Source organism: Pelagimonas sp., assembly GCF_058892305.1.
Window position 1 is genome coordinate 18,597 of record NZ_JBZXVN010000077.1, and the last position, 23,223, is coordinate 41,819.

Here is a 23,223-nt window from a genome sequence, read left to right on the forward strand (position 1 = left end):
GACAAGCGGAACTGGGCGGCATAACCCCATGCCCCTCTGACGGCCCCCTTAACAACGAAAAAACAGGAGCCCCTTACAATGAGCAAGTTTGCGATTGCAGGCATTCAGATGCACATCACAACGCACAACAACTTGTCTGAAATGCGCAAGCGGCTGTCCATTTTGATGCACATGTATCCTTGGGTGGAAATGGTTGTGTTCAGCGAGCTCGCCGCACACGGACCGGTCCAAACATCTGCACAAGAGGCCGGCGGCTCCTTCGATCAGGAATTCGCCGAAATGGCGCGGCGGTTTAACATCTGGCTGCAACCCGGATCTTATTTTGAAAAGCGTGACGGCAAGATTTATAACGCAGCGCCGGTCTTTAACCCTCAGGGTGAAGAAGTCGCGCGTTATGACAAAATGTTCCCGTTCACTCCCTACGAAGATGGTGTCACCCCAGGTGAAACATTCTGTGTTTTTGACGTCCCGAATGTGGGGCGTCTTGGTTTGACGATCTGCTATGACGTTTGGTTCCCGGAACTGACGCGCACTCTCGCGTCGATGGGTGCCGAGGTTCTGATCAATCCGGTCAACGCGTCCTTCATCGACCGTCACGCCGATATTGCCTGTGCCCGCGCTTCTGCTTCAATGTTCCAGATGTATGTGTTTCACATCAATGGACTTTTGGCCGGTGGCAATGGCTATAGTCAGGTAATCGACCCAGCGGGCCGCATCCTGCATGACGGTTGTGTTCAGGAAGAGATGATCCCAATCGAAGTAGATTTCGCCGAAGTCCGCCGCCAACGCGAGCGGGGCATCCTGAACATGGGACAACCGCTCAAAAGCTTTCGCGACTCCACTATAAAATTCCCGATCTATGAGGATGGTTATCGTTCTGACTATCTGGATGGATTGGGACCACTGGAGAAGGCTAAACGCCTGCGGTGAAGCCATTGAATCGGTTTTACGTCCAGTCGCAAAACTTTAAGAATAGCCACAAAGCCCTAAAGCTAGTTTCCAAACTGCATGACCCCGTTCCGGACAAGGCCGGTTCGACGTATCAAAAGGAATGCCCATGTTAAATACAGAGATCGCCAAACGCCGTGAAACCGCCGTTGCACGGGGTGTTGGGATGCAAACTCAAGTCTATGCCGAACGCGCGTTGAACGCCGAGGTTTGGGACGTGGAAGGGAATCGTTACATCGATTTCGCTGCCGGTATCGCAGTTGTGAATACTGGCCACCGCCACCCCAAGGTGATGGCAGCGGTACAGAAACAGGCCGAAAGCTTTACTCACACCTGCCACCAGGTGATGCCCTATGAAAATTACATACGGCTGGCGGAACGGCTCAACGACAAAGCACCGGGTGACTTTGACAAGAAAACCGTTTTTGTCACGACCGGTGCCGAAGCTGTTGAAAACGCGATCAAGATCGCTCGGGCGGCCACAGACCGTCCGGCCGTTATTGCCTTTGGCGGTGGTTTCCACGGTCGTACCTTCATGGGAATGAGCCTGACCGGCAAAGTTATGCCCTACAAAAAGGGGTTCGGCGCGATGATGCCGGATGTTTACCATGTGCCCTTCCCGATCGAATTGCACGGCGTTTCCACGGACGAAGCGCTTGGAGCGCTGACGAAACTGTTCAAGGCTGACCTGGATCCCGGACGCGTTGCTGCGATCATCATCGAGCCAGTGCAGGGCGAAGGTGGTTTTTACCCAGCGCCAGCAGAGTTGATGCGCGGTTTGCGCGCGCTCTGTGACGAGCACGGGATCGTTATGATCGCTGACGAAATTCAAACCGGCTTCGCACGGACCGGAACCCTGTTTGCCATGGACGGATATGACGTTGCCGCTGACCTGACGACGATGGCCAAGGGCTTGGCTGGTGGCTTGCCGCTCGCTGCTGTTACAGGGCGCGCCGAGATTATGGATGCGGCTGCCCCGGGTGGTCTTGGCGGCACTTATGGCGGCAACCCCCTGGGTATCGCGGCGGCCAATGCTGTTCTAGATGTGATCGAAGAAGAAGACCTTTGCGGGCGCGCGAACGAGCTAGGCTCACGTCTCAAGCAGCGATTGGAATCGCTACGAGAACGCGTACCTGAGATTGCCGATATCCGCGGCCCCGGCTTCATGATCGCAGCCGAGTTCAACACCGTTGATGGCAGCTCGCCAAACCCAGACATGGCAAACGCCATCCGCGCCGAAGCGTTGACCCGTGGTCTCGTCCTGCTGACCTGCGGTGTTTACGGCAATGTCATCCGCTTTCTCGCGCCGATCACCGTCCAAGACGAAATCTTCGCCGAAGCCATGGATATTCTCGAAGCGTCGATTGACGCTGTGAAAGGCAACACAAATGCTTGATCAGAAACCCGAAGTCACTCCACTGAAGCTGAATGATGCCTCACTTCTAGAGACCCGTGCCTATGTGAACGGCGTCTGGGTGGAAAAGCAAAAAACGTTTCCGGTGATGAACCCGGCCACCGGGGCCTGCATTGCGCATGTAGCAGACATGGACATCGCTGACACCACGGCGGCCATTGATGCAGCCTATGCAGCCAAGGCCGACTGGGCCTCGTGGACGGGTAAAGAACGCGCCGCAATTCTGCGCCGCTGGTTTGACTTGATGATTGAAAACGCTGACGATTTGGCGACGATCCTAACGGCCGAAATGGGCAAACCTTGGGCTGAGGCCCGCGGGGAAATCCTCTATGGTGCGTCTTACATCGAATGGTTCGGAGAAGAAGCCAAGCGCGTTTATGGCGATATAATTCCAAGCCACCAACGCGACAAACGGATCGTCGTGATGAAACAACCCGTGGGTGTTGTCGGATCAATCACACCCTGGAACTTCCCCAATGCCATGATTGCACGGAAGGTCGCGCCCGCATTGGCCGTCGGGTGTACCTTTGTCGCGCGCCCTGCCACGCTTACACCGCTTTCCGCGCTGGCCATGGCGGTACTGGGCGAACGGGCGGGTATTCCTGCTGGCGTGCTGAACGTCATTCCCGGGACCGATAGCTCGGGCGTTGGCAATGAATTGTGCTGCAACGAAAAAGTCGCGAAAATCACCTTTACCGGGTCCACGCGCGTGGGACAGATCTTGATGGGTCAAGCGGCCAAGACAATCAAAAAGATGAGCCTTGAGCTTGGCGGCAACGCGCCGTTCATCGTCTTTGATGATGCTGACATCGACGCCGCAGTCGAGGGTGCAATGATCGCCAAGTTCCGGAACAATGGTCAAACTTGCGTTTGTGCCAACCGGATTTATGTACAGGCCGGAGTCTATGATGCGTTCGCTGCGAAGCTGAAAGAAAAGACAGCAACGCTAAAAATTGGCGATGGGTTTGACGAAGGCGTGACAACGGGCCCAATGATCGATGGGGCCGCTGTTGCCAAAGTCGAAGAGCACATCGCCGATGCGGTTGGCAAAGGTGCTGAGATCATCGAGGGTGGTGGTAGGTCCGATCTGGGTGGTAACTATTTCAACCCAACGGTGTTAACCGGCGTGACCAAGGACATGAAGGTCGCAAAGGAAGAAACCTTCGGCCCGGTGGCTCCGCTATTCAAATTCGAGGACGAAGCGGATGTTGTTGAGATGGCCAACGACAGTGAATTTGGCTTGGCCTCCTACTTCTTTAGCCGCGATTTGGCCCGTGTCTGGCGCGTTGCCGAAGCTTTGGAATCAGGCATCGTCGGCGTCAACACTGGCTTGATCTCCACCGAGGTCGCACCTTTTGGCGGTATCAAGCAGTCCGGACTGGGCCGCGAGGGATCGAAATACGGAACCGAAGACTTCCTTGAAATCAAATATGTCTGCATGGGCGAAATCGCTTAGGTTTCCACAAGCCTTGTTGGCTATAATGGCCTCAGATATGGCAGAGCGTGCGATTGCGTTCTGCCATGTCGCACACTTATTGAGCGGCCCAAGACGGGTATTGGAACATTAGCCCCAATACAGAAACGATATGCCGCCAAGATTTTAGTGACTCCTCTAAAAATGAGGGAATTATCCGCTAGAGGTAACATAGACCAAGCTATTTTTCCGGTTTTGACACGGGGGATTTTGTTGGTCCTTTGCGTTTTATCACCGTGTTTTTATTAGAGTTCTATTTGAACAGGCGTGCTCGGTTCTTTTTCAATGTGTATGTCCAAGCAATAAAACGGCTCGTTTTTTGCCCTTGTGCCATTTCGACTACTTTGTATTCAACAACTCTCGATTTGCGCAAAATTCGAGATAGCGTTTGCAGGTTATCTTTTTTCGAAACCAAAGACGTAAACCAAAGGCATTGATGCGCGAAATCATGGCTCTGCTCGATCATGCGTGCAATAAAGTTCATCTCGCCACCTGGACACCAAAGCTCGTTATTTTGACCTCCGAAATTGAGTTTCGTCGACTGCTTTTGTCCAAGGTTCGCCCATTTGCGTTGGGTGCCCTTGTTCGCCTTTTCTTTGGATGAATGAAATGGCGGATTACACATAGTGGCATGAAAAAAGTCATTGGCTTCAATCACCCCTTTAAAAACATCGTCCGGTTCACACTGTTTCTTAAGGGTGATTTGCAGATCGTTTTCATCCTTAATACGTTGGGCTGAGTTGAGGGCACTTTCATCAATATCAACACCAGTAAAACTCCAACCATACTCGCTTTGACCCGTCAGAGGGTAAACGAGGCTCGCTCCGGTCCCGATATCCAACACGTTGATGTGCTGTCCTAGTGGTATGTCTTTGTTGTTGCTGGCGGCAAGCAAGTCGGAGAGATGGTGAATATAGTCAACACGACCAGGAATTGGGGGGCATAGGTATCCGCGTGGAATATCCCAAAATTCGATGTCATAATGCGTCTTTAGCAAGGCCCGATTTAACATCCTGACCGCTTCGACGTCCTTAAAATCGATCGTCATCTGACCGCGTGGATTGAGCGTTGTAAACGTCCTAAGGTCCGGTGTCTGCTCCATCAAACGCTCAAAGTCGTACCCTTGTGTATGTTGGTTCCGCGGATGCAGCTTCGTTTTGGCGGTCATAGAAGGCACCTTTGAAATAAAGCGATGTCATTATGGAATGATTTGGCCCTACAGCACGACACGTAAAATAGGGAGCTAACCACATATATAGCTTGTTAGGAAATCCGTTTGCTTCTCCGGAGGCCAAAAAGCGACATATCAACCTTAGACAAAATTCCACGCCGAACATACAACATAGGTAAAACTCTATCGTTGGAACCGTTTTGTTACGCTTTACCCGCGCCTTTCGCGGCACAACAAAGGTGCCGCGAAAAAACTCTCAAAACAATTCCTAAAAGTCGAGATTCTCAACACTTAGGGCGTTTTGCTGAATGAACTCCCGACGCGGTTCGACTACGTCACCCATCAACTTGGTAAACAGGTCGTCGGCCCCGGCCATATCATCCACCGTCACCTTCAAAAGAGTACGGGCATCTGGGTCCAATGTCGTTTCCCACAATTGATCCGGGTTCATTTCCCCAAGACCTTTGTAGCGCTGCAAGGACAGGCCCTTTTCGCCTTCTTCCAGAATGGCTTTCAGCAACTCAATTGGTCCATTGATAACTTGCAAACGGTCTTTCCGCTCCAAGGTCGCTGTAGCTCCATAAATAGATTGCAAGCTTTCGGTAAAGCTGCCGGTTTTGCGTGCCTCACCAGAGCGCAGCATCGGACCATCCATCGTCCGGACCTCCTCAACACCCCGCAAAATACGCGCCAGACGAATGCCCTTGTCCTGAGTGATCCGGCCATTCCATCCACGCTCATATTCAAGTGCAACCAAGTCCAGACGCGCTGCCACTTTGTTGGCAACCCCTTGTAAATCGCTATCCACCGCACCGGGAACAAAAGCCCCGGCGACCGCAGCCTGTTCCAGAATGTGACGGGGATAGTGTGTTGGGAAGGCCTCAATAACGCGACGCAACTGGCGCGCTTCATCAACCACACGGACCAAGTCCTGGCCGACAATCACTTCGCCAGAGCCAAGCTTGAGCTGAGCGCCTTCGATCCCTTGATGGATCAAGTGATCATCCAGCGCCATTTGATCTTTGAGGTAAACCTCTGACTTGCCACGCGCCACTTTAAAGAGCGGCGGTTGGGCGATGTAGAGGTAGCCGCCTTCAATCAGTTCGGGCATCTGGCGGTAAAAGAACGTTAACAACAGAGTACGAATGTGCGCCCCGTCAACGTCCGCATCGGTCATGATGACGATCTTATGGTATCGGAGTTTTTCAATGTTAAATTCGTCACGGCCAATGCCAGTTCCCAGCGCCATAACGAGGTTGCCAATCTCCTGAGAGCCAAGCATCCGGTCAAAACGCGCGCGTTCGACGTTGAGGATTTTACCACGCAACGGAAGGATAGCTTGGTTCTTGCGGTCGCGCCCTGTTTGCGCCGATCCCCCGGCCGAGTCACCCTCCACGAGGAAGAGTTCGGTTAGGGATGGATCTTTCTCCGAGCAATCTTTGAGCTTGGCCGCGTTAAAGCTGACATCCATCGCAGTCTTGCGGCGGGTCAATTCTCGCGCCTTTCGGGCCGCTTCGCGGGCAAAAGCCGCCTCGATAATTTTGCCAACGATCTGTTTGGCTTGCGCCGGGTTCTCTTCAAACCATTCTGCAAGCTTTTCGCCCATCATGCTTTCGACGGCGGGGCGAACTTCGGAGGACACCAGTTTGTCTTTTGTCTGAGAACTAAACTTAGGGTCTGGCACTTTGACCGACAAAACGGCTGTCAAACCTTCACGCGCATCATCCCCGGTGAAAGAAATTTTCTCTTTCTTGGTGATCCCGCTTTCTTGGGCATATTTCTGGATTTGACGCGTTAGCGCCCCACGAAATCCGGCGAGGTGTGTGCCGCCATCGCGCTGTGGGATGTTGTTCGTAAACGGGAGGACATTCTCATGGTAGCTGTCATTCCACCACATTGCGATTTCCACACCGATGTCGTCTTTTTCGCCGTTGATATAAATCGGTTCCGGCATCACGGCTTGCTTCGAACGGTCCAGGTATTTAACGAATTCCTTAACGCCACCTTCGAAGAACAGCTCGGATTTGAGCGGTTCGGCGGGGCGTTCATCCTCAAGAATGATCCGAACACCGGAGTTTAAGAAGGCCAATTCGCGCAGACGCTTTTCCAAGGTCTCGAAACTGTATTCAAGGTTGGAAAAAGTGTCGGTCGAGGCAAGGAAACGAACCTCAGTACCGGTTTCGTCACCAGCATCCCCAATAACTTCAAGGTGCTTGGCGGTTTCACCATGTTCAAACCGTGCCCGATGGATTTTGCCTTGGCGCCAGATGGTTAGCTCAAGCCAAACAGACAGGGCATTCACAACCGAAACGCCCACGCCGTGCAGGCCGCCAGAGACCTTGTAGGAATTGCTGTCAAACTTACCGCCCGCGTGCAGCTGGGTCATGATGACCTCTGCGGCAGAAACCCCTTCCTCTTGGTGGATATCAACCGGGATACCGCGGCCATTATCACGCACAGAAACACTGGAATCCGAGTGGATTTTTACCCTGACATAGTCAGCATGTTTGGCCAAAGCTTCGTCAATGCCGTTGTCGACAACTTCGTAAACCATATGATGCAGGCCTGAGCCGTCATCTGTGTCGCCAATGTACATGCCGGGGCGCTTGCGAACCGCCTCCAAACCCTTGAGAACCTTAATGGAATCCGCGCCATATTCTTCAGGATTGCCTGCGGTGTCGGACATGTCCGTTTCCTTTGTTATTTGAACGGAATTTATAGCGGTAGGATATAGGTTTGTCACGCAGATGACACAAGATTTGGTGTTTCTTATACAAGTTACACCCGACACCTATTTCCTAAAACAGCGGCCCTAGAAAATCTATCTGGGCCGTCTCGGGCCAAACTCGGTTTTTCAACGGATTCACCATTAGAAAATTGGCCTTGCGGGTGCCGACCCCATGCGTCTTTGCCCCGGTCATATCGACTGAGGTATAGGCGTTTTTGCTTGGCAAGAACCCGGCACGATCATAGAGCGTCCGAGCGCCAAACAGCAGGGCAAATTGCGCCTGACTTTGGGCGGCAAGTGCGAGGCTATGGTCCATCAGTTTGGTGGCGATACCCTGTTCGCGAAAATCAGGGTGGCAAGCGACATCACCAACGCCAGCGATCACCGTCAGATCATCATCAATACGGATCGAGCGATAGAACAGGGCGATGTGGGCAAGGATGCGCTCTTTGCGCCAAATCACGCGAAGATGCGGACGCTGTTGGAAAAAGCTGCGCCCCGAATACTCGGTCGGAAAACTGGCAGCGATCACATCCGCGATCTCAGCCTCGTCAAACGCGGTTAACTGAAATTCTGAAATAACCTCAATCGACAAGGGAAACCTCGGAAACACCGTTTTCGTCTAGGACATCTAAGTGCTGGGCTCTGCTTCCGAGATCGGAAAACAGTTCCGGGCCGGTGCCCGTCATCCACGCCTGCGCACCGAGCGTGCAGATTTCATCGTATAGCGCAGCCCGCCGCCCGGCATCCAAATGCGCCGCCACCTCATCAAGCAGCAAGATAGGCGGTGCACCAATGTCCGCCGCCAAAGACCGCGCATTCGCCAAGATCAGCGAAATCAAAAGGGCCTTTTGCTCCCCTGTTGAGCAATCGGACGCCGGAACTCCCTTGGCCGCGTAACTGCCGTAAAGGTCGGTCCGATGTGGCCCAACCAACGTTCGGCCGGCGGCCATGTCGCGAAACCGGCTTTCCTGCAGCGCATCTAGCAAATCCGTTTCGGTTTCGGGCATCGTGCCTTCGCTTTGCACAAGGTCGAGTTCGGCGGCTGGAAACTGTGGGCTGGCCGAATTTTGCGCCTCACGCAGTCGGGTTAGGGCCGCCACCCGGTTCGCATGGATATCAGCACCCGTTTTCGCCATCTGAGCTTCAAGCACCGCATACCAATGAGCGTCGCGCACTTGTTCCTTAAGCAGGCGATTGCGTTCGCGCATGGTTTTTTCATAGGTCAGCGACGCTTCGGCATGGGAAGGGAAAAAGCTAAGCACCATGCGATCTAAAAACCGACGACGCCCCTCGGCACCTTCGATCCACAAGCGATCCATCGCCGGAATAAGCCACAGAACGCGCGTCAATTGCGCCAGGGCGGTTTGCGGCACAGATTTGCTATCAATCTGCACCTGACGGGCTGCTCCGGCGTCGGATGTCACCGAAATCTCGTGCTGGCCGCTGGGCGCATTCAAGATCGCATTGAGCTTCCACCCCAATGCTTCGGGTTTACGGGCCATGTCCTGGGCCGAGGCCCGGCGTAAACCGCGACCCGGTGAAAACAGCGACACCGCTTCGATCAAGTTGGTTTTGCCCGCGCCATTGTTGCCGTGAATGACCACGGGACGCGCATCAAGCTCCAGCCGAACCAAGCGGTGGGACCGGAAATGGGACAAGGTCAGGTGCGAGAGAAACATCTCACCCATCGCCATCCCTTTCATTTTGGGAAAACGCCGGTGGCGGCGTTTGAATTCGTGCGTTCAAGCGGAAATCGTCACACGCGCATCGGCATGACGACATAGACGGCGCTTGTGTCATTGCCTTCACGCATCAACGCTGGATCGCCGGATGAGTTAAACAAGAACACAGCGTTTTCACGATCAACTTGGCTGGCGATTTCCAGCAGGTATTTGGCGTTAAACCCGATTTCCAACCGCTCATCGCCGTAGGCAACGGCAAGTTCCTCTTCGGCGGCACCGCTATCTGGCGCGTTCACCGACAAGATCAGGCGATCTTCGTCAAGTTGCAATTTCACAGCACGCGAGCGTTCCGAGGACACCGTCGCAACACGATCAACCGCCTTGGCGAAATCGTTGGCGTCAACTTCGAGCTTGCGGGTGTTCCCTTGCGGGATCACGCGGGTGTAATCCGGGAAGGTACCGTCGATAACCTTGGAGGTCAGTGTGATATCTGGCGTTGCAAAGCGCACTTTGGTTTCGGAAACCGACACCGCGATGTCCATCTCGTCATCATCCAAAAGTTTGCGCAGCTCTCCGACGGTTTTGCGCGGCACGATGACACCGGCCATATCCGCGGCCCCATCAGGCAGATCCGCATCAATGCGTGCCAAACGGTGGCCATCGGTGGCAACACAGCGCAGAACCTGACCGCCGTCACTATCGGCGATGTGCATATACACACCGTTCAGATAATATCGTGTCTCCTCTGTGGAAATCGCGAATTTCGACTTGTCGAAGAGGCGACGCAGAACTTCGGCCTTGGCAGAGAAGTTGGTGTTGTATTCAGACGAGGCCATGATCGGGAAATCTTCGCGTGGCAAGGTCGCCAACGAGAAATTCGACCGACCTGCCGAAACGGTCAACCGCCCTGCAGCACTGTCTTCTTCCAATTCAACCAAGGCGCCATCGGGCAATTTCCGGACGATTTCATGCAGCGTCACCGCCGAAACGGTTGTGCCTCCGGCGCGGCTTACCTTGGCCGGAGCCTTGTCCAGCACCTCGATATCCAAATCCGTGGCGCGGAATGTCGCGTCATCGCCTTCGGCGTCAATCAGCACATTGGCCAAAATCGGAATCGTGTTGCGTCGTTCCACAACCGATTGTGCTTGTGCCACTGCGCGCAACAGCGTGGCGCGTTCAATGCTGATCTTCATCGCCCATCTCTCCGCATAGCCGGATGCGCACACTAGACCGATGGGTCCGGCGCTCCAAGCCCGTTTTTACGATTTGTCCGATTGTTTTACAGGAGCGTCAAGTGCATCCGGCCGCCCGAGGGCGGCCAAGGTGCAACTGTTGTGGAAGAGACCCAACGAAAAGGCCGTTAGGCTTCCAATGCGCGACGAAGCAATTCGACATCTTCGTCAATTTGACCATCCTGAAGGCGCAGCTCTTCGATACGGCGCACACCATGCATCACGGTGGTGTGGTCGCGCCCACCAAAACGGCGGCCGATTTCGGGCAAAGACCGCGATGTCAGCTGTTTGCACAAATACATCGCAACCTGGCGCGGACGGGCAAAAGTACGCACGCGCTTGGGGCCAATCATATCGCTGAGGCGGATATTGTAGTGCTCGGCCACCTTGCGCTGAATCTCGTCGATCGAAATTTTGCGTTCAGAGGCGCGCAGAACATCGGACAGGCTGTCCTGAACCAAATCCATGTTGATCGGCTTGCCGACAAGTGAAGCAAACGCGAACAAACGTGTCAAAGCACCTTCGAGAACGCGCACGTTGGTGCTGATCCGATGGGCCAAAAACTCAAGAACGCCGCCATCTATCTCAAGGCTCGGATACATGGCGCGATAGGTTTCGACCTTGGATTGAAGAATGCCGAGACGCAATTCGTAGTCGGTCGGATGAAGGTCAACAACAAGCCCGGATTGCAGGCGGCTGCGGATGCGGTTTTCAAGATCTTTGATCTCATCGGGCGCTCGGTCGGCGGAAATGATGATCTGTTTGTTTTGATCAACAAGGGCGTTGAACGTGTGGAAAAACTCTTCTTGCGTCGAATCTTTTCCAGCGATGAACTGAACATCGTCGACCATAAGAACGTCGACAGAGCGAAACATCTCTTTGAAGTCCATCATCTTACGTTCGCGCAAAGCTTGCACAAAACGGTACATGAACTGTTCCGCTGACAAATACAGAACGGTCAAATGCGGATTGCGAGTGCTCAACTCATGGGCGATTGCATGCATAAGGTGGGTCTTACCCAAGCCAACGCCACCATAGAGAAACAACGGGTTAAACGTAACAGGGCCACCTTCGGCAACGCGTTTCGCCGCAGCATGCGCGAGTTCGTTGGGTTTTCCGACCACAAAGGTGTCAAAGGTAAAGCGGCTGTCGAGCGGAGCGCCCGGCAATTCTTTGGGTGCCGCTGCGACTTCCGGCTCAGCTGGTTTTGCCGCGTCTTTTGGGTGCCGAGCAACTTCGTTCGCCTGAACGACATCATAAGAGATTCGGCGCGCATTTGGCGCAACAGTCGACAGCTGTGCCAGCAGCATGTCGCCAAAATTCTGTGATACATAAGAGCCGAAAAAGCTTGTCGGCGCTTGCAGGGTAACAACGCCCCCGTCACTTATTCCCGCAAAAGAAAGTGGCTTGATCCAGGTTTTGTAGTTGTTTTCCCCAATCGTATTGCAAATCTGCTCTTGCAACGCGCCCCATTGCTCTCTTGTCATTTGTCCCCGTTTCCTTCCTGACTTGTCTTCACCGGTCGTGACTCCGGCGGCGCGTCACATTTCAGAGGGCACACGGCAACCAACCCCATGCCAGCGGCATGAGCTGCGAGGAAATCCTCGAAGTCATTGAATCAGTCCCTCGCATCCCCACGAAGGCCGAGTCAAAAAGACTCGTTTACTGTATTGGACATGGCCAGAGGTAACCCCCTGAAACTCTGCAAAACCATAGTGGTTTCGGCATGAGTGACCCTAAACCCGTGCAACGATCACGGACCAAAGTCGGCAGCCTGTCCCCCCTGCGAAGTGACTCGCAGGGGGAAATTACCAACCTAAGACGGCTTCGAGCAACCGATCTTACGCCTTGACTCAGGGATTCCCGAAAAAGAATCTCCACACGTTAAAGATGTTGGCATTCCAACGAAAAAAGGCACCACATGTAGTGGTGCCTTTAATTTAATCACACAAAATGCGTGATATTTTTATCCCAACGCTTTTACACGCGCAGCGAGACGAGACATCTTGCGGGACGCGGTATTCTTGTGGAAAACACCTTTGGTCACGCCGCGCATCAGCTCAGGTTGAGCCGCTTGCAAAGCAGCAGAGGCCGCAGCCTTGTCACCGGTTTCGATTGCTTCTTCTACAGCGCGAAGGAAAGTGCGGATGCGCGAACGACGGGCTTTGTTAACAGCCAAACGGGATTCATTCTGACGGGCGCGTTTTTTTGCTTGGGGCGAATTTGCCATGATGATCGGTCCTTGATCTTTGTATCTGTCCAGTGCGTGAGCAACACAAAGCCGAATTTTCCCAGAGGAGTTCCATCGGTCCGATTCTTGCCTTAGCGGGCATCACGCGCATGTATGGGGGCCATATAGCCAAACTATCACGGTTTGGAAAGGCCCAATTTCTTGCTAATTATCAATAGCAATATGACCGAAACACCCTTTGTTTCGGTCATATTGCATTTCTCTTATCTATCTCGGAACTGCGGCGTGCGCTTTTCCATAAAGGCGGCCATGCCTTCTTTTTGATCTTCGGTGGCAAACAATGCATGGAACAAACGGCGTTCGTACAACAGCCCTTCGGTCAACGTTGTCTCATAAGACCGGTTCACGGCTTCCTTGACCGCCATTGCCGAGATCATCGACTTTTCGGCAATCTTTTCAGCCGCCGAACGCGTCTCTTCCATCAGCGACTTGACGGGAACAACGCGGCTCACCAAACCTGAACGCTCAGCCTCTTCGGCGTCCATAAAGCGACCGGTCAGGTTCATATCCATCGCTTTGGATTTACCAATAAAGCGTGTAAGGCGTTGCGATCCACCGATCCCGGCAATGACGCCCAGATTGATTTCTGGCTGACCAAACTTGGCGTTATCAGCCGCGATGATGAAGTCACACATCATAGCGAGTTCGCATCCACCGCCCAGCGCATATCCGGCGACAGCCGCGATAACCGGCTTGCGGGTACTGATAACAGCATTGCCTTCTTTGCCGAAAAAGTCCGACATAAACATGTCGACATAACTCTTTTCGGACATTTCCTTGATATCGGCTCCGGCAGCAAACGCCTTGGCCGAACCGGTGATGATGATGCAGCGTACCTTGTCGTTGCCATCCGCGTCCGCCAAGGCATCGGTCAACTCACCCAACAGCTGAGTGTTGAGCGCGTTCAATGCATCAGGGCGATTCAATTTGATGGTAGCGATGTGGTCTTCTACTTCGACGACGATCGTCTCATAGGCCATGGGGTGCGGGCTCCGTCCGTTTCCTCAGACCGTCAGGCTTATCATTGTTGCGCCCCGGTTCAAGCTATCTTTGACAAATTGGACAAAAGAAAGAGGACCGACCCGATTGCACGATTCGTTCAATTTGACCGGAACAAACGGGTGCTTTGCAGTGCTCGCCTTCACGCCCATAGACGTCAAAGCTATGCTGAAAATATCCAAGTTCTCCATCAGCTTGACGAAAATCCTTGAGCGATGAACCACCCGCTTGGATCGCCTCGGAAAGCACGTTTCGAATGATCGGAACAAGCTCTCCGACCTCATGTGTCGTAACGTCACAAGCACGCCGGGATGGGTGCATTTTGCCACGGTAAAGCGTTTCACACACATAAATATTGCCAAGTCCTGAAACGATCTTTTGATCGAGCAAGGCAGATTTCATCGGCAGTTTTCGATTTTTAAGCGCCCCGGCTAGGTGGGATTCGTTGAAATCATTGCCAAGCGGTTCGGGCCCCAGCCCAGATAACAATTTGTGCTGATCGGCCGTGGCGGTCTCAAGTAAATCCATCGCCCCAAACCGGCGCGGATCGTTGAATGTAACGCGAGCACCATTGTCGAAATCTAGAACAACATGGTCATGTTTTTGAGCTGCGGGGTGATCATGTGCAAAGCTGCCCAGCGGGTCTCCTGACACAAGCATCCGCCCCGACATACCGAGATGGATCAACAAGGTTTCACCGGTCGATAGGTCAGCAAGGATGTATTTTGACCTGCGCCGCAAACGATCCACCCGCGCCCCAGTCAGGCGTTCCGCCATTTTCGCGGGAAAGGGCCAGCGTAAATCAGGGCGATTCACTTGGGCTTGGGCAATCACCGCCCCCTCCATCGACGGCGCAAGACCGCGACGCACTGTTTCAACTTCGGGCAGTTCTGGCATGGGTTCCGTTTCTTCGATCACATCACGAATATGAAACTGTAGTCCCTTCTGCCAAAATTTCTACGGCCTGTTTGAACCCCAGCCATTCTGCGTTCATTTTGATAACCCTACCGTCTTGAAAAATAAGCGTAGCTTCTTGCGTCGAGCCAGAGCGATTTAGTTTCACAGTCCGCAAGTCGGACAGGGGCGCGTCAAAGCTTGGCCGTATCAAGCTGCGGTACCACAAGCGGTCTTTGGTAAACGTGATCCTAGTGGCGCTTTCCAGAGGCAGAAATACACCAACATCTGTAAGGCCAACGAACAACACGAATGACCCGAGCACTTTCAATTCCGTATCCAGCCCATGCCATGAACTGGCCCATAAAACAGCGCTCCCTCCGCCAAAAAAAACTGTGCAAAAAACGCCAACCCCAAGGAAACCATGTGGCTTAGTCCGAACCGCCGACTGCGATCCTATTCCCGTTTGATGGGGAACTTTAACTTTTTGGGCCTTGGACGTTAACCCAATAGAGGCCCGTCCAGCGTTCTTGACGATCCACTCAAATGATTTGTGCTTCAACCAGATGAGGCCGACAGGAACAAGCAATGCGAACAGAACTAACAAGTGATCGTTCAACGACACACCAGGAAATTCGTAAGTCACACTCAAAACTCTTTGCGCTCATTTGACTGTTTGTTCTTTGCTCCCCACCTCTGTACGACAGTCGTGACGATATTGAGGCCAAACCGGACCAGTATGATGACTAAAACTTCTGACAACACCACGCATTTCGGTTTTACCGATGTTCCAGAGAGCGAAAAGGCCGGCAAGGTGCAGGGCGTATTCACCTCGGTGGCCTCAAAATATGACGTGATGAATGACGCCATGTCCTTTGGCATTCACCGCATCTGGAAAGACGCGATGATGGATTGGCTGGCCCCACGTCCGGGTCAAAAACTGCTCGATGTGGCCGGTGGGACCGGAGATATTTCGTTTAAGTTTCTTAAACGTGCGGGCCATGGGCATTCGACAGTTCTCGACATCACCGAATCCATGTTGATCGAAGGACGTCAGCGCGCCGAAGCGGGGGCCATGGGGGACAGTCTCGATTGGGTGGTTGGGGATGCGATGGCCTTGCCTTTTGCCGACAACACCTTTGACGTTTATACGATTTCCTTTGGCATCAGGAATGTTGTCCGCCCACAAGAAGCGTTAAACGAGGCCTACCGCGTACTGAAACCCGGTGGCCGTTTGATGGTTTTGGAGTTCTCGCAAATTCCAAACGACATGATGCAAAAGGTCTATGACCTCTATTCGTTCAACATCATTCCCAAGATGGGAAAAGCCATCGCCAATGACGGCGATAGCTACCAATATCTAGTTGAATCTATTAGAAAATTCCCTGACCAAGAGACATTTTTAAGCATGGTACGTGCCGCAGGGTTTGAAAACGCCAAATATCGAAATTTAACAATGGGCGTTGCGTGCCTCCATTCTGGCTGGAAGATCTAAATGCGTGGTCCTCATAATATTTGGCGTCTGATCCGTACCGGAGCAACGTTTGAGCGAACTGGAGCAATGGGCGTGATTTTGGACGCCTTCGACACACCGGCACCCCTGCGGATTACGGCGCGTGTTTTGGCTTGGCCCTTCAAGTGGCTCGGCGAAAAGGGTGATCCTTCTATGCCTCCGGCTGTCCGGGCGTTAACGGCACTGGGCCCTGCTTACATAAAGTTTGGTCAAATCCTATCTACGCGTCCGGATGTTGTGGGCGATGAGATGGCGCAAGAGCTTCGAGTGCTTCAAGACAAGCTACCGGCCTTTTCTGTTGAAGAAGCAAAAGAGCAAGTCGAACAGGAGCTTGATCAGCCGTTGTCGGAAGTGTTCTCCGAGTTTTCCGAACCCGTTGCCGCAGCGTCCATTGCGCAAGTTCATAAGGCCAAATTGGCAGAAACACAGGAAACGGTTGCCGTAAAAATCCTGCGACCGGGCATCGAACGAGCCTTTCGCAAGGATATCGATGCGTTCTATTTTGCGGCTGGATTTATTGAATTTTTCTCACCATCATCTCGCCGATTGCGTCCAACCGAAGTCATTGAGCATTTCGAAGGCGTGGTGAATGGCGAACTGGACCTTCGACTGGAAGCATCCGCCGCCAGCGAGTTCGCCGCGAACACATCAGAAGACACCGGTTTTCAGTTGCCCGATGTGAAGTGGGGTTATTCGGGTCGGCGTATCATGACGATGAGCTGGGCCGAAGGACTTCCACTTGGCGATAATGCAGCGTTAGACGCCGCAGGAATGGACCGTGTCCTCTTGTCAGAGAGGGTGTTGCAACTGTTTCTCAACCACGCTTTGCGCGACGGGTATTTCCATGCGGATATGCACCAAGGCAACCTAAAGGTTGCGGCAAACGGCGACATCATAGCCTATGACTTTGGAATCATGGGACATATCGACGAATATACGCGACGAGTTTATGCCGAAATTTTGTTTGGTTTTATTCGGCGCGATTATTACCGGGTTGCGCAGGTCCACTTTGAGGCTGGATATGTGCCGCCAGACCGGGATGTTGATGAATTTGCACGCGCGCTCCGCGCCGTAGGAGAGCCAATTTTCGGCATGGATGCGACCCGCATTTCCATGGGTAAGCTGCTATCCTACCTGTTCGAAGTAACAGAACGTTTTGGAATGGAAACGCGTACCGAGTTGATATTGCTGCAACGGACCATGGTTGTAGTTGAAGGGGTCGCTCGCTCACTTGATCCAAATATGAACATCTGGACAGTCGCTCAGCCTGTTGTCGAAGATTACATCAAGCAATCGATTGGACCAAAAGCAGTTCTGCGAGATTTCTCCAAAACTGCACGGGTTTTGGCCCGATTTGGCCCCCGGCTTCCCGGGCTGGTGGAAGAGGCTTTGATACGCCAAACTCAAGATGCCCTTCGCAATCCCAACCGTCCATGGGTCGGACGGCTAGGATGGACCGTGCTAGGGGGAATGATCAGCGTTGGCTTACTTGGGATACTCCAAGTAATCATCTAACCTCAAACGCCAGAGCGAAGACCGCTTACATCTGAAGGCGCGACTTCAATTCCACTTGAAAGTGTAAAGGTGACGCTTGACCCTTGGTTTCGGACCTCTTCAACAGAATCGTAGTGTGACGCGATAGTCGTGTCTAGCAGCTCGCCTCCCTTGTGGCTTTGGACTTCAAATTGATAGATTCCGTTAGGAAAAGGCACTCCGGCATCATCGATTCCAGCCCACAGCACCTCCTCTTGGCCAACTGGGAACTCGAGCTTTTGGACAATTTCATTGTCCGAGTTTCTAACTACGAGCGTCGCTTTCTCGGCCCCATTCGCAAATTCTGGTCTCAGGGGCACGGGCTCCCCTGCATAGTAAGCCGGCGCGCTAGCAAGAACGTCCATCCCAACCCAGCTACCAAATTGTTGAAGCGCATTGCCCCCCAACATATCTCCCATCTCTTTCAACAAATCATTAGTTAGAACCTGCTGCTCAACAGACGAGAACGTGGCAAGTTGAGATGCATATTCTGAGGAATCCATTGGATTCATAGGGTCTTGGTTTTGAACCTGCGCCGTCATCATCTTTAAAAACGTCTCAAAATCTGAACTCAACATATCTGCTGAGCTAGCTGTTGAGCTGTTCTTGGCCGTAGCCGCAGAGCTATTAGATGTCGAATGGATTGCACTAATATCGGTCATTTTACGTCCTTATACTCTAATATCCAGGCCGTCATGAACGACAGAAACTGGTTGATCCGGTTGAGGTTGATCTTCAATTCCAGTCTCACCGCCTGATGCTCCAAATTGGTCTTGGTCACCCTGAGCGCCTTGTTCACCAAAGGTAAAGCCGGCCGCATCAAAGCCGCTTTCAGCCAGATCTTTGGCCAGTTGGTCGATGTGACGTCGTATCAGGTCAAGTGTTTCTGGTCTTTCAGCTGCGATATGAACGCTTAGCCCTTGTTCGCTCTGGAAAAACTGCATCCTGACTGGCCCAAGTTCTTCGGGGCTGAGGCGCAACTCGACACCTCCTTCCGACATCTTCTGGATACCATCACTTATTTGACGTATCATGTGGCTGACGTCGTGCCGCGTAGCTGGCAATGGATTTGATCCAGGGCTGATCGAAGACGTCTGACGAGGCTCCAAAGACATAGAAAGAGCGGAAAACTCTGCACCATCTACATCATCATCCAAGCCAACCAAAAACGGATGATTTACACTTACAGGCACCTGATTCAAAAGTTTTTGATCAGGAGCTTCCGAGATACTTTGATTTGGCTTGATTGTATTTTTTTCGCGAACATCAGGAAGCGCTGCTTTTTCCAAATTGCCAGCAAAAGGAACCGCAGTTGGTGCTGTTCCGTTCGACAATACTTTGGGTGCTTCTTCTCTGACCTCCCGTTCATCAATGGTGGCAGTTTTTGGATTTTCATCAATTGAATCGTCAATGAGACCTATTTCATGTTTTGCCTCAATCTCGGACCGCAGAGCATCTTTGGCTAAAACCTGAATTACCTCAGAGGTTTTGTCTGATGAAACATTTTTCCCAACTAAAAATGGGGGCTTTGTTTCAACTTCGCCGTCAGAAACCATCAGTTTTTCCGGTTTTCGACGGATTGGGAAAATCTCAATACTATTTCCTTCAATAACCCGTCTCCTCGGTTGCTCCGATGGTCGAGTTATTTCCAAAACGTCCTTTTGGGGTTTCGTCTCACTTGGATGAGACATTGTCATTGGTATTTGAATGCTTTTTGTTGCACTGGGCCTATGGGCGGGCTGTTCAACCGTTATCCCGGCCTTTTTAGGTTGGGATGTTTCTATCTGCGAAACAGGTGCGGGAACAGGCGCTTGAGATTGTGGTTCTTTCCCAGATGTATTTCTTGAAAAAACTTGATTTATTTCGAACTTCTGCTCCGGATCGGCTAGAGTTTCGCTTATTCCCATTTTTTCAGGCAAAGCACCCAGATCGACTTTTTGTCTAGAGGGTGTCTCGCCTTGAGCCTCTGTCGGAAAAACCATATTCAAACCTGAAGGCCGCAAGTCGCTGCTGCCGACATTCACCTTTAATACCTTAGATTCTCCAGCCGACGCTGCAGGCAAATCACCTCCTTGATCAAGCCGAATTTCATCGCTGGTGAAAGTCGGAATCACCTGTCGAACACCACTATCCAGAAAAGTCGTTCGGGTCACTATTGGCTCAGAAATAGACGTATTTCCTCCTGAAACCGGCGTGATCGGTCCAATGTCCTGTGACCGAGTGTTCCCTAAGTGGGATGTGTTTTCTTGAGCTTTCGCAGAAGGACGTTCAAGAATAGGCGCGTTCTCTCCAACGTCGGGAATCGCAGGTAGTGTATCAATGCGTTCTGTTTTTTGTGTAGAGTTTGCTTGGGAAAATTCTCGCTCACCCTGCGATTCAATTGACAATATTTTCTGGTCTTGAGAGACATCTACTCCAATTTTTTCATGCAAATCTTCATTTACTGGCAAAACAGGTGCCGCTTTCCTGTTGGAAAAAAACGGTACGAGAAAATCTTCCTTCTCATCACTATTTGGAACCCAGGGCGTCATCGGAATTGACTTTTGGTCCTCCCCTGATTTGAGAATTGGGGACTGAGCCATTTGAGTAGCAGAAACATCGGCCTGAAACCGAAGTTTGCCAACAGTCTGAGGTAGATTGGATAGGTTTTCCTCACGCGCATCGGGTATTTTGTCAATCCGCCCAACTTCTTGGTTAATAGAGGTGAACTTGTGGTTGTCCGAAACCTCAAACGGTGTAGTTTCAGTTTCTTGATAACCCTTTTCATCCGCTGAGGCGTTTCTGGTAACGCTCCGCGAATCAGGCTCGGTTCTGGGAATCGGCGCAGTCCGAACCGCCGTAGGATCGAAATCTCTATCCACAACAGCGGAAACCCCATGTTCGGATAGTACTAGGGCTTCGAAGTCATCGCCATCTACCCTTGAGGCTGCATCAATAGCAACATGATCTTCAACACGTTCCCCGTCACCAGAAGATTCTTCACTTAACTCAATGTTTTCAGAAGGTTCTGCGACCTTTTCGTCACTTGAACCCTCCTCCGATGCCGTGAGTAAATCACCATCATCAGAACCCGCATCTTCCTCAAGGCTGGAAAACACTTGCGCGAAATCGATATCCACGCCAACGCGTTCTTTGCCCTGTGCGTTCTCAGGAGTTTGGGTGAGCCCTAAAAGGCTAGTCAATTGTGTAAGCATGTGAGCTCCGGGAATTCTTCCTTGCTCACGTTCTAAACCAAACTTCCTTACTGGTTCTTTACCGCGTTCTGCTCAAAGTCAATCAAGTGAGTCGAATTGGAGTAATTTGCGATGGAAATACATTCCGCACTACCGGCAACTCTTTCAAGCCAAGATCAAAGCTTAAAGAAGGCTGCACAAGAGCTTGAGGCGAATTTTCTGGCTGAAATGCTTAAATCTGCTGGAATTGGAAAGACACCCGAAGGGTTCGGAGGAGGTGCAGGAGAAGACCAATTCGCTTCATTTATGCGGATGGAGCAGGCTCGCGAAATGGCAAAAAGCGGAGGCATAGGGTTGGCTGAGTCGATTTTTGATGCACTGAAGGAGAGAATGAATGACTGATGTAGTACTAACTGAGCAGCTTGAGCTACTTTTACAAGCTGAGCGTGCGGCTCTTCTTGCTGGTGATTTTGATCAAATCGCCGAATTGCTAGAAATAAAAGAAGCTCTGGCAGACAAGCTAACCGAGCAAAAAATTTCCCCCCAAGAACTAGCACCACTTCAGGACGGTATGCGTCGCAATCAAGAATTATTTGATCAAGCATTGGCTGGAATACGCAATGTTGCATCCCGATTGGGAGATTTGCAACGCGTGCGCCGGTCAATGGATACCTATGACGCTTATGGTCGTCGAATGACAATTGATGCGCCTCAAGAAAAGAAACTTGAGCGCAGAGCATGAAGATTTACCTCAAATCCTACGGATCTTTGCAAGTGTTCTTAGGCCTCCGTTAGTAATCCCGGTTCAAATTGACCCTGCACCAAAACAAGGTGGCGCAGCTTGGATATGCCCATGGCTGCAACCGTCAGAAAGACGTCAGAGGTGCCGCTCGCGGCAAATGCAACCGGCGCAAAAGCGCTTTTAAAAACTAGGGACTTTTTAAATGTCTAGCATCCTGACGAACAACGGCGCCATGGTGGCGCTGCAGACTCTAAAGTCAATCAACTCGAATATGGCCGATACACAGTCGAAAATCTCGACCGGTAAGTCGGTTGCAAACGCCAAAGACAACTCTGCAGTTTGGGCCATCTCGAAAGTGATGGAAGCAGACGTCAAAGGCTTCAAGGGTATTTCGGACAGCCTAAACCTTGGTCAATCGACCGTTGCGGTTGCACGGCAAGCGTCTGAGACTGTTACCGATCTGCTAACAGATATCAAAGGGAAGATCGTTGCCGCTCAAGAAGAAAACGTTGACCGCGACAAGATCCAAACTGATATCGACGCTCTTCGTGACCAGATTGGGGCTGTTGTAGGAGCCGCGCAATTCAATGGTTTAAACCTACTTGAAAACACAGGTTCTTCTGCCGGCTCAGGATCGATCAATGTTCTGGCGTCACTTGATCGATCATCTTCAGGCGTTGCAGCTTCGGACATCAGTGTTGCGAAACAGGACTTGGGGTCAACTGCTCAAACAGCAGGTACCCGTACAACAAACACTGGTGGTTCCAACAGTGCCATTGCCGATGGTGCGACCGCGTTGGCAATTACCTTCACTGGCACTCCAGAAGCAGGTATGTCTTATGAAGTCGTGGCCGGTGGTTTAACATTCTCCGATCCTGTTCAGTATGTGGCACGCGATGGCGACACTCTTGGTGACGTTACCAATAAAATGGTCGATGCACTTAACGAACAAGCTGCCATCGATGAGATTGACGTGTCATTTGCAACCAATGCCACGACTGGTCAAATTGAAATGACCAATAATTCTGGCGCTTCAATCACAGTTGCAACTGCTGATGTTTTCCAATCGGCAGCATCAGGTGAAAGCGACGGTACCGTCGGTGGTGGACTGGCCAATCTTGCTGATATTGATGTCACTACTCAGGCCGGTGTTGATGAAGCACTGATCCGTGTGGAAGGCTTGATTCAGACATCCGTTGATGCGGCCGCAAACTTCGGTTCCGTCCAAGGGCGCATCGAAACTCAATCCGATTTTATCTCCGGTCTGACTGACGCCTTGAAATCAGGTATTGGCTCGCTTGTTGATGCCGATATGGAAGAAACCTCGGCACGCCTGCAGGCGCTTCAAGTTCAGCAACAGCTTGGTGTTCAAGCACTGTCAATCGCGAACCAGGCACCACAACAGCTGTTGTCTCTCTTCCGCTAAATACTGGGGCGAGGAGGGGTAATAGCCGACCCTTCCTCGC

The 23,223-nt window shown here is 52.0% G+C and carries 20 protein-coding genes; 8 read left to right on the forward strand and 12 right to left on the reverse strand.

Annotated features, from left to right (window positions below):
* The first annotated feature begins 78 nt into the window (after positions 1–78).
* The 3 genes from AC5EFR_RS22900 to AC5EFR_RS22910 all read left to right on the forward strand — a co-directional run bounded on the left by AC5EFR_RS22900 (position 79) and on the right by AC5EFR_RS22910 (position 3,818).
* Complete coding sequence (locus tag AC5EFR_RS22900) at positions 79–930, forward strand: carbon-nitrogen hydrolase family protein (protein WP_493578005.1); 852 nt, start codon at positions 79–81, stop codon at positions 928–930.
* Positions 931–1,057: 127 nt separating this feature from the next.
* Positions 1,058–2,344 (forward strand): 4-aminobutyrate--2-oxoglutarate transaminase, encoded by a 1,287-nt coding sequence (locus AC5EFR_RS22905; protein ID WP_493578006.1) that lies wholly within the window; start codon positions 1,058–1,060, stop codon positions 2,342–2,344.
* Positions 2,337–3,818: an NAD-dependent succinate-semialdehyde dehydrogenase gene (locus AC5EFR_RS22910; protein ID WP_493578007.1), complete on the forward strand. Its 1,482-nt coding sequence runs from the start codon at positions 2,337–2,339 to the stop codon at positions 3,816–3,818. Before AC5EFR_RS22905 ends, AC5EFR_RS22910 begins: the two co-directional genes overlap by 8 nt.
* Before the next feature lie 271 nt (positions 3,819–4,089).
* Here the strand turns inward: AC5EFR_RS22910 and rlmF are convergent, their stop codons facing one another.
* The 10 genes from rlmF to AC5EFR_RS22960 all read right to left on the reverse strand — a co-directional run bounded on the left by rlmF (position 4,090) and on the right by AC5EFR_RS22960 (position 15,442).
* A complete protein-coding gene (rlmF, locus tag AC5EFR_RS22915; protein ID WP_493578008.1) occupies positions 4,090–5,004 on the reverse strand; it encodes a 23S rRNA (adenine(1618)-N(6))-methyltransferase RlmF in 915 nt (304 codons plus the stop codon).
* A 271-nt stretch (positions 5,005–5,275) separates the two neighbouring features.
* On the reverse strand, positions 5,276–7,693 hold the full coding sequence (gyrB, locus tag AC5EFR_RS22920) for a DNA topoisomerase (ATP-hydrolyzing) subunit B (protein ID WP_493578009.1): 2,418 nt from the start codon (positions 7,691–7,693) through the stop codon (positions 5,276–5,278).
* Positions 7,694–7,805: 112 nt separating this feature from the next.
* The gene (locus AC5EFR_RS22925) at positions 7,806–8,330 is read right to left on the reverse strand and encodes a GNAT family N-acetyltransferase (RefSeq protein WP_493578010.1); all 525 of its coding nucleotides are present in this window, start codon (positions 8,328–8,330) and stop codon (positions 7,806–7,808) included.
* On the reverse strand, positions 8,320–9,426 hold the full coding sequence (gene recF / locus AC5EFR_RS22930) for a DNA replication/repair protein RecF (protein ID WP_493578039.1): 1,107 nt from the start codon (positions 9,424–9,426) through the stop codon (positions 8,320–8,322). Before recF ends, AC5EFR_RS22925 begins: the two co-directional genes overlap by 11 nt.
* Positions 9,427–9,494: 68 nt before the next feature.
* Entirely contained in the window at positions 9,495–10,613 is a 1,119-nt protein-coding gene (gene dnaN, locus AC5EFR_RS22935; protein ID WP_493578011.1) for a DNA polymerase III subunit beta, read from the reverse strand.
* A 167-nt stretch (positions 10,614–10,780) separates the two neighbouring features.
* The gene (gene dnaA, locus AC5EFR_RS22940) at positions 10,781–12,139 is read right to left on the reverse strand and encodes a chromosomal replication initiator protein DnaA (protein WP_493578012.1); all 1,359 of its coding nucleotides are present in this window, start codon (positions 12,137–12,139) and stop codon (positions 10,781–10,783) included.
* A gap of 479 nt (positions 12,140–12,618) precedes the next feature.
* Positions 12,619–12,882, reverse strand: a complete 264-nt coding sequence (gene rpsT, locus AC5EFR_RS22945) for a 30S ribosomal protein S20 (protein WP_493578013.1) — start codon at positions 12,880–12,882, stop codon at positions 12,619–12,621.
* Between the two features lie 224 nt (positions 12,883–13,106).
* Positions 13,107–13,883: an enoyl-CoA hydratase gene (locus AC5EFR_RS22950; protein ID WP_493578014.1), complete on the reverse strand. Its 777-nt coding sequence runs from the start codon at positions 13,881–13,883 to the stop codon at positions 13,107–13,109.
* Between the two features lie 64 nt (positions 13,884–13,947).
* Positions 13,948–14,799 carry a bifunctional DNA-formamidopyrimidine glycosylase/DNA-(apurinic or apyrimidinic site) lyase gene (gene mutM / locus AC5EFR_RS22955; RefSeq protein ID WP_493578040.1) on the reverse strand — a complete coding sequence of 284 codons (852 nt, stop codon included), beginning with the start codon at positions 14,797–14,799 and terminating at the stop codon, positions 13,948–13,950.
* A gap of 22 nt (positions 14,800–14,821) precedes the next feature.
* Positions 14,822–15,442 (reverse strand): hypothetical protein, encoded by a 621-nt coding sequence (locus tag AC5EFR_RS22960; RefSeq protein ID WP_493578015.1) that lies wholly within the window; start codon positions 15,440–15,442, stop codon positions 14,822–14,824.
* A gap of 96 nt (positions 15,443–15,538) precedes the next feature.
* Between AC5EFR_RS22960 and ubiE the strand changes: the two genes are divergently transcribed.
* Positions 15,539–16,291, forward strand: a complete 753-nt coding sequence (ubiE, locus tag AC5EFR_RS22965) for a bifunctional demethylmenaquinone methyltransferase/2-methoxy-6-polyprenyl-1,4-benzoquinol methylase UbiE (RefSeq protein ID WP_493578041.1) — start codon at positions 15,539–15,541, stop codon at positions 16,289–16,291.
* A complete protein-coding gene (ubiB, locus tag AC5EFR_RS22970; protein ID WP_493578016.1) occupies positions 16,292–17,824 on the forward strand; it encodes a 2-polyprenylphenol 6-hydroxylase in 1,533 nt (510 codons plus the stop codon).
* A 2-nt stretch (positions 17,825–17,826) separates the two neighbouring features.
* Here ubiB and AC5EFR_RS22975 read toward each other — a convergent pair whose 3' ends face one another.
* Together AC5EFR_RS22975 and AC5EFR_RS22980 are read right to left on the reverse strand one after the other, a co-directional pair.
* The gene (locus AC5EFR_RS22975) at positions 17,827–18,504 is read right to left on the reverse strand and encodes a flagellar hook capping FlgD N-terminal domain-containing protein (RefSeq protein ID WP_493578017.1); all 678 of its coding nucleotides are present in this window, start codon (positions 18,502–18,504) and stop codon (positions 17,827–17,829) included.
* Positions 18,505–18,513: 9 nt separating this feature from the next.
* Positions 18,514–21,036, reverse strand: a complete 2,523-nt coding sequence (locus tag AC5EFR_RS22980) for a flagellar hook-length control protein FliK (protein ID WP_493578018.1) — start codon at positions 21,034–21,036, stop codon at positions 18,514–18,516.
* A gap of 111 nt (positions 21,037–21,147) precedes the next feature.
* Between AC5EFR_RS22980 and AC5EFR_RS22985 the strand changes: the two genes are divergently transcribed.
* The 3 genes from AC5EFR_RS22985 to AC5EFR_RS22995 all read left to right on the forward strand — a co-directional run bounded on the left by AC5EFR_RS22985 (position 21,148) and on the right by AC5EFR_RS22995 (position 23,183).
* Entirely contained in the window at positions 21,148–21,417 is a 270-nt protein-coding gene (locus AC5EFR_RS22985; RefSeq protein ID WP_493578019.1) for a rod-binding protein, read from the forward strand.
* Entirely contained in the window at positions 21,410–21,757 is a 348-nt protein-coding gene (locus AC5EFR_RS22990) for a flagellar protein FlgN (RefSeq protein ID WP_493578020.1), read from the forward strand. Before AC5EFR_RS22985 ends, AC5EFR_RS22990 begins: the two co-directional genes overlap by 8 nt.
* A gap of 202 nt (positions 21,758–21,959) precedes the next feature.
* The gene (locus AC5EFR_RS22995) at positions 21,960–23,183 is read left to right on the forward strand and encodes a flagellin N-terminal helical domain-containing protein (protein WP_493578021.1); all 1,224 of its coding nucleotides are present in this window, start codon (positions 21,960–21,962) and stop codon (positions 23,181–23,183) included.
* The last annotated feature ends 40 nt before the right edge of the window (positions 23,184–23,223 follow it).

What these genes read in the sequence shown, in the direction of transcription:
- AC5EFR_RS22900 (WP_493578005.1), top strand. Translation starts at nt 79, where the DNA reads ATGAGCAAGTTTGCGATTGCAGGCATTCAGATGCACATCACAACGCAC.
- AC5EFR_RS22905 (WP_493578006.1), top strand. Translation starts at nt 1,058, where the DNA reads ATGTTAAATACAGAGATCGCCAAACGCCGTGAAACCGCCGTTGCACGG.
- AC5EFR_RS22910 (WP_493578007.1), top strand. Translation starts at nt 2,337, where the DNA reads ATGCTTGATCAGAAACCCGAAGTCACTCCACTGAAGCTGAATGATGCC.
- rlmF (WP_493578008.1), bottom strand. Translation starts at nt 5,004, where the DNA reads ATGACCGCCAAAACGAAGCTGCATCCGCGGAACCAACATACACAAGGG.
- gyrB (WP_493578009.1), bottom strand. Translation starts at nt 7,693, where the DNA reads ATGTCCGACACCGCAGGCAATCCTGAAGAATATGGCGCGGATTCCATT.
- recF (WP_493578039.1), bottom strand. Translation starts at nt 9,426, where the DNA reads ATGGGTGAGATGTTTCTCTCGCACCTGACCTTGTCCCATTTCCGGTCC.
- dnaN (WP_493578011.1), bottom strand. Translation starts at nt 10,613, where the DNA reads ATGAAGATCAGCATTGAACGCGCCACGCTGTTGCGCGCAGTGGCACAA.
- dnaA (WP_493578012.1), bottom strand. Translation starts at nt 12,139, where the DNA reads ATGACAAGAGAGCAATGGGGCGCGTTGCAAGAGCAGATTTGCAATACG.
- rpsT (WP_493578013.1), bottom strand. Translation starts at nt 12,882, where the DNA reads ATGGCAAATTCGCCCCAAGCAAAAAAACGCGCCCGTCAGAATGAATCC.
- AC5EFR_RS22950 (WP_493578014.1), bottom strand. Translation starts at nt 13,883, where the DNA reads ATGGCCTATGAGACGATCGTCGTCGAAGTAGAAGACCACATCGCTACC.
- mutM (WP_493578040.1), bottom strand. Translation starts at nt 14,799, where the DNA reads ATGCCAGAACTGCCCGAAGTTGAAACAGTGCGTCGCGGTCTTGCGCCG.
- ubiE (WP_493578041.1), top strand. Translation starts at nt 15,539, where the DNA reads ATGACTAAAACTTCTGACAACACCACGCATTTCGGTTTTACCGATGTT.
- ubiB (WP_493578016.1), top strand. Translation starts at nt 16,292, where the DNA reads ATGCGTGGTCCTCATAATATTTGGCGTCTGATCCGTACCGGAGCAACG.
- AC5EFR_RS22975 (WP_493578017.1), bottom strand. Translation starts at nt 18,504, where the DNA reads ATGACCGATATTAGTGCAATCCATTCGACATCTAATAGCTCTGCGGCT.
- AC5EFR_RS22980 (WP_493578018.1), bottom strand. Translation starts at nt 21,036, where the DNA reads ATGCTTACACAATTGACTAGCCTTTTAGGGCTCACCCAAACTCCTGAG.
- AC5EFR_RS22985 (WP_493578019.1), top strand. Translation starts at nt 21,148, where the DNA reads ATGGAAATACATTCCGCACTACCGGCAACTCTTTCAAGCCAAGATCAA.
- AC5EFR_RS22990 (WP_493578020.1), top strand. Translation starts at nt 21,410, where the DNA reads ATGACTGATGTAGTACTAACTGAGCAGCTTGAGCTACTTTTACAAGCT.
- AC5EFR_RS22995 (WP_493578021.1), top strand. Translation starts at nt 21,960, where the DNA reads ATGTCTAGCATCCTGACGAACAACGGCGCCATGGTGGCGCTGCAGACT.